Source organism: Actinomycetota bacterium, assembly GCA_018830725.1.
In the GTDB taxonomy this organism is placed as follows: domain Bacteria; phylum Actinomycetota; class Humimicrobiia; order JAHJRV01; family JAHJRV01; genus JAHJRV01.
The window spans coordinates 1-5,552 of the sequence record JAHJRV010000101.1 but is presented as its reverse complement, the minus strand read 5'-3'; the positions used below and the strand labels follow the sequence as shown (position 1 = coordinate 5,552).

Below are 5,552 nucleotides of genomic sequence, written 5' to 3'. Positions count from 1 at the left end.
TCCAACATCAACTCCTTCCTCTGGTGGATGTTTTAAATCAGTTAATGGACTGGATGTTATCTCAACATATTTAAGTAATTCTAATATCCTTTCATCAATATCAAGTAAAGACATGTGACAACCAGCACAACTCTCTAACCATTCAGTAGCAACTTTTACTTTAGCCATATTACCTCCCTTTTAAGCTTGGTTTAGAGTTATATATTTAAAGTTTTTAAATATATATAAAAATCAAAATTCTTATTATATAGTTTTATCGAATAAATTAATTTAAAGAGACATGCCTAATTTCTCTGCTAAATTTATCATTACCTCTCTATCCTCTTTAATCTCTGGTGGTGGGGTAATTGATCTATTTATATTTTGTTTTTTACCCTCCAAATTGGTATAACTTCCCGACCTTTCAGCCCAAGTCAACGAAGGAATAATTACATCTGCTTTTTGGCTTATAATATTTTCATAACTTGTTTGAAGAATTATGAATTCTGATTCATCTAACTTGTTTGATATCTTGCTAAGAGATCTGTCATTTTCATCCGTTGTAAATATATATAGATATTTAGCCTTTATCGGTTCAAAATCTCGCTTTATTCCTAAACTATATGCACCATAGCTATTTGAACCTGGCAATAAACTTATTAAGTTCGTCTTCCTGGTATACTTTGAAATCCAACTCTCTATATTTGTACCTATGTTATATCCAAAAATTATACTAGTTTCTTCAGCTCTACTAATTTCTTCATCAATCTTGTCAAGATCTTTCTCACTATATATTAATTTTGCATAAGATTGTACATTTTCCCCTTCCGTATCAACTAAGATTAGATTTGAACCTTTTATAACTGCTCTTTTTACCAACGATCTAACTACTTTACTATCCCTTGTAAAATCTGCTCCAATTACTATTATCAGGTCTGACTTTAAAATTTCATTTAATGACCCCTCACATTTTAAGGTTGAGACAGGTCCATGTAACATTCCTATATTTTCACTATTAAATACATTATTTATTAGTTTCTTGAATATAATAATGGTTTCTGTTGTAGCTATTGCTGAAACTAAACCTAATATATCTTCGCCATCAATTCCAACTAATCTGTTAGCTATTATATCTATTGCTTCCTCCCAATTCGATTCTTTTAATTCACCATTCACTCTTACCATTGGTTTTAAATATCTCTTTCTCTCTTCATATAGTGGTTCAAATCTTCCCATGTCACATAATATACCATTGTTTATATTTGAATCATACTCACCATTTATTCTTAGAATATGATTTGCTCTTGTAACTACTTCTATTCCACAACCGATACTACACTGTGAGCAAACAGTTTTTGTAAATTCACAATCTTCAGATCTACCAATATAAGGACTTTTTCTATCAAATATTGCTCCTGTTGGACAAACTTGGACACAACTACCACAGGAGGTACAAGTTGATTCATTAAGAATTGAATTCAAATCAATGTTTACCATTTTTTGCCAGCCTCTTTCTCTGAAATCTAAGGTGTGGTTACCTTCTAGTTCATCACATACACGAACACATCTTCCACATAAAATACATCTATTGTGATCAATTACAATGTATTTATGAGATGCATCAATTGGAAGTTTGGGGAATAGGAGAGGGTATCTTATATAATCTATTTTAAATTGATAAGCAAGATCTTGTAGCTCACAATCACCACTCATCTCACAAAACATACAAAAATGATTTCTTTCAGCTAAAAGTAATTCTAAATTAATCTTCCTAAGATTATTTAATTTTTCAGTATCTGTTTTTACAACCATCCCTTCTCCAGCTTGTGTAGTACAAGCTGTATTTATTGCTACTCTTTCTTCACCTATTTCTACTATACACATTCTACAAGCTGCTACATCTGTAAGACCTTTGAAATGACACAAAGTTGGAACAGCAATTCCATTTTTTTCACAGACATCTAAAATTGTATCAGCAGTTTCCCCTTTTACTTCCTTCCCGTTTATAGTAAGTGTAATTTCTACCAAGTTGCTCTACCTCCTTAACCAAATATTTAAATAATGAATATCTTATAAATTAAAATTAATTTTTATATAATAGTTGAGTATTAACAATTAAATATTAAAACATTAAATTTTTGAATAAATCATAATCATATATTATGACCTAAAAAAAATCCCATTATTTATTTTGATTTCCTCAAATCTCACATACACCCAAGGGGCATTTCTTATCAAATATATGAGTCTCAATTTCTCCCCTGAAATATTTTATTGCGCTTAAAATAGGAACTGCTGCTGCTTGTCCTAATCCACAAAGTGAAGTTGTAGCCATAGTTTTACTTATATCCTCCAACATAGAAATATCTGTACTTAAACCACCGCCTCTCGAAATTCTTTCTATAATTTTATATATCTTTGTTGTTCCTACTCTACATGGTACACATTTCCCACAAGACTCATGATTAAAGAAGTGTGCTAATGGTTTTAATAAATCAACCGTACAGTTTGTTTCATCACAAATAAGTAATGCTCCTGAACCTAAAGCTGCTCCTGCTTCTATCATGCAAGCATAATCCATAGGTACATCTAACATAGATTCAGGAATAATTGAACCTGATGTTCCACCGGTTTGAGCTAACTTAAACTTCTTATCCCCTGGAATTCCATCACCATAGATATTTATTACATCTCTAAGACTTATCCCCATTGGAACTTCTATTAATCCTTTATTATTAATATTACCCAAAATTGTATATACTTTTGTTCCAGGACATCTTTCTGTTCCAAATCTCTTAAACCAATCTGGACCATTTTTTATTATTGGGGGAATATTTGCTAGTGTTTCTATATTATTTACTACGGTTGGTTTTCCCCATAAGCCATGTGTAGGAGGATAAGGAGGTCTTGTTCTAGGTTCACCTCTTTTCCCCTCAATTGATTCAATTAAAGCTGTTTCCTCTCCACAGATATAGGCACCCGCACCTTTATGGACTTCAATTTCAAAATTAAAATCAGAACCAAAAATATTTTTTCCTAAAAATCCCATATTATGAGCTTGATTTATAGCATTTTTTATTCTCTCTATTACAAGATCATACTCTCCTCTAATATATATATAACCTATATGGGAACCCACCGCATATCCCGCAATAACCATTGCTTCTATTATTCTGTGAGGGTCACCTTCAAGAATCAATCTATCTTTAAATGTTCCTGGTTCAGACTCATCAGCATTTGCGATTATATATTTGGGTTCACCTTTTGCTTTTTTAGTAAACTCCCACTTAAGACCTGTTGGAAATGCAGCTCCTCCCCTTCCAAGCAAATTAGAATTCTTAATAACTTCAAGTACCTCATCGGGTTTCATTTCTTTAACTACTTTACCTAAGGCTACATAACCATCATTGGCAATATATTCCTCTATCAATTCTGGATCTATAAGACCAGCGTTGGAAAGTACAATCCTTGCTTCTTCTAGCTCAGGTTTTTTTGGGAGCCAGGGTAATTCCTTAATTAATCTTTTTACTACTCTTCCTTTAAGAAGGTGTTCCTCTACTATCTCATCAATGTCTTCAACCTTAACAGGGGCATATACTACCTTTTCAGGATATATTAATATGACTGGAACATCTTTAATTTGACCCAAAGTACTCATCTCCAACACCTTTACCTCTTGATCCAATTTGTATTTTTTAAGCTTATCAATCAGTGCATCTTTTACTTCCATTGCCCCTTTTAGAATACTAAAACTATCAACAGATACTATTACATGAGCACGATAAAGAGCCATATGATTTACCTCCTAAAATAGAATATTTTTCAGATTATTAATATTTTTTCTAAATTTAATTTCTATTAAATGCTTTGTGGCATGGTTTCGAAGACATTTTAATTTCCCCCTCTCCATTTCCTCTCCCACAAGGGGAGAGGATATAGATGTAGGGCAACCCTTTAGGGTTGCTTTTAAAGCAAGGCTAAAGCCTTGCCCTACGTTTTAGTCTAGAGAATATGCCAAAAGCTTTTTTATTTTTAATTTTATCTTATTATTTAATTTTTAATTTAAAATTTATTTATAATTTGCTAAAATTCTGGGAATATCCTTGGGTTTTAAATTTCCATAAACATCGTTATTTATTACCATTACTGGTCCTACTCCGCATATACCAATACAGCTCGTTGTTAAAAGTGTAAATTTTTTATCTTTTGTTGTTTCACCTATCTTTATTCCTAATTCTTTTTCAATTGATTCCAAAACCTCTGGTGCTTCGACAACATGACAAGGTGCATTTTCGCAGAACCTTACTACATTTTCACCTAAAGGTTCAGTTGCAAGCATTGTGTAAAAAGAAGTAGTACCATAGATTCTACTTAAAGGTAAATCAAAGAATTTTGAAACCTCTTTTAAAACATGTTTTGGTAGATATCCATACTCACTATTTAATTCACTTAATACTTCTATTAATTTTTCAGGATTTTTCCCATGTTTTTCTATAATTTCATTAGCTTTTTTAAAATTCATTTTTATTTCCATGCTATTCCTCCTCTAAATCACATCGTAAACACCTTTTTGCTTCAAATATAGCATTCTTTTTTGATATTCCTAATTCAACCTCATTAAAATTACTCAATCTCTCTTTTAATTCTAAAACTGATATTTTAATTCTTGGAATTTCACCTTCTTTTAATTCAAAAGTTCTTTCTATATTTATTGTTTCTTTTTGTTTCTCCTTTGCCATTCCTCTCCTTAGATAATTATCTACTCCTAAAGCAGCTATCTCGCCAGATGCTATTGCTTCAATTACAGTTGCTGGTCCGTTTACAGCATCTCCAGCTACAAAGATACCTTCAATATTAGTTTTCATAGTTTTAGAATCAGCCTTAAAAAATCCACCCTTTGAGGTTTTTATTCCTGTGTCTTTTGTAAGTAATGATGTATCTAATGCCTGTCCTATCGCGGTAATAACCACATCAATGTCTATTTTAAATTCACTTTCAACAACAGGTATCGGTCTTTTTCTTCCACTTATATCAAATTCACCCAGTCTCATATTTATACATTCTATACCGCTTACCTTTCCATTATTCCCTAAAATTCCAACTGGCGTTGTTAAAAAGGTCATCTTTATCCCTTCTTTTTCTGCTTCTTCTATTTCATCTTTATGAGCTGGCATATCCATTTTTGTTCTTCTATATAGGATTTGTACATCTTTTGCCCCTAATCTTAAAGCATTCCTGGATGAGTCGATAGCTACATTTCCACCACCAATTACTGCTATCTTCTTATTCTTAAAATTAATGTTTTTCCCTAAATTAACATCTTTTAAAAAATCTATCCCAAATAATACACCTTTTAGTTTCTCTCCTGGTATTCTAAGTTTCATACTTTTTTGAGCACCTACAGCTAATATTATTGCTGAATAACCTTGTTTGAATAGATTATTTAAGGTCAGTTCATTACCTATGGGTGAATTTAATTTTATCTTAACACCTAATCTTCTTATTGCATCTACTTCAAAATTTATTATATCTTTTGGTAGTCGATAATCAGGTATTCCAACCATCATCATTCC

At 31.7% G+C, this 5,552-nt stretch carries 4 protein-coding genes; all 4 read right to left on the bottom strand.

The window, feature by feature from the left end; all coding sequences use genetic code 11:
* Positions 1-270: 270 nt before the first annotated feature.
* Positions 271-2,007: a molybdopterin-dependent oxidoreductase gene (locus KKC53_05020; protein MBU2598521.1), complete on the bottom strand. Its 1,737-nt coding sequence runs from the start codon at positions 2,005-2,007 to the stop codon at positions 271-273.
* A 172-nt stretch (positions 2,008-2,179) separates the two neighbouring features.
* Positions 2,180-3,772, bottom strand: a complete 1,593-nt coding sequence (nuoF, locus tag KKC53_05015) for an NADH-quinone oxidoreductase subunit NuoF (GenBank protein ID MBU2598520.1) — start codon at positions 3,770-3,772, stop codon at positions 2,180-2,182.
* A 276-nt stretch (positions 3,773-4,048) separates the two neighbouring features.
* The gene (gene nuoE / locus KKC53_05010) at positions 4,049-4,513 is read right to left on the bottom strand and encodes an NADH-quinone oxidoreductase subunit NuoE (protein ID MBU2598519.1); all 465 of its coding nucleotides are present in this window, start codon (positions 4,511-4,513) and stop codon (positions 4,049-4,051) included.
* A gap of 1 nt (position 4,514) precedes the next feature.
* Positions 4,515-5,552, bottom strand: a 1,038-nt coding sequence (locus tag KKC53_05005) for an FAD-dependent oxidoreductase (GenBank protein MBU2598518.1), incomplete at its 5' end; no start/stop codon positions are given.

Bases quoted from the DNA above. Each gene is read 5' to 3' on its own strand.
- nuoF (MBU2598520.1), bottom strand. From the start codon at position 3,772: ATGGCTCTTTATCGTGCTCATGTAATAGTATCTGTTGATAGTTTTAGT.
- nuoE (MBU2598519.1), bottom strand. From the start codon at position 4,513: ATGGAAATAAAAATGAATTTTAAAAAAGCTAATGAAATTATAGAAAAA.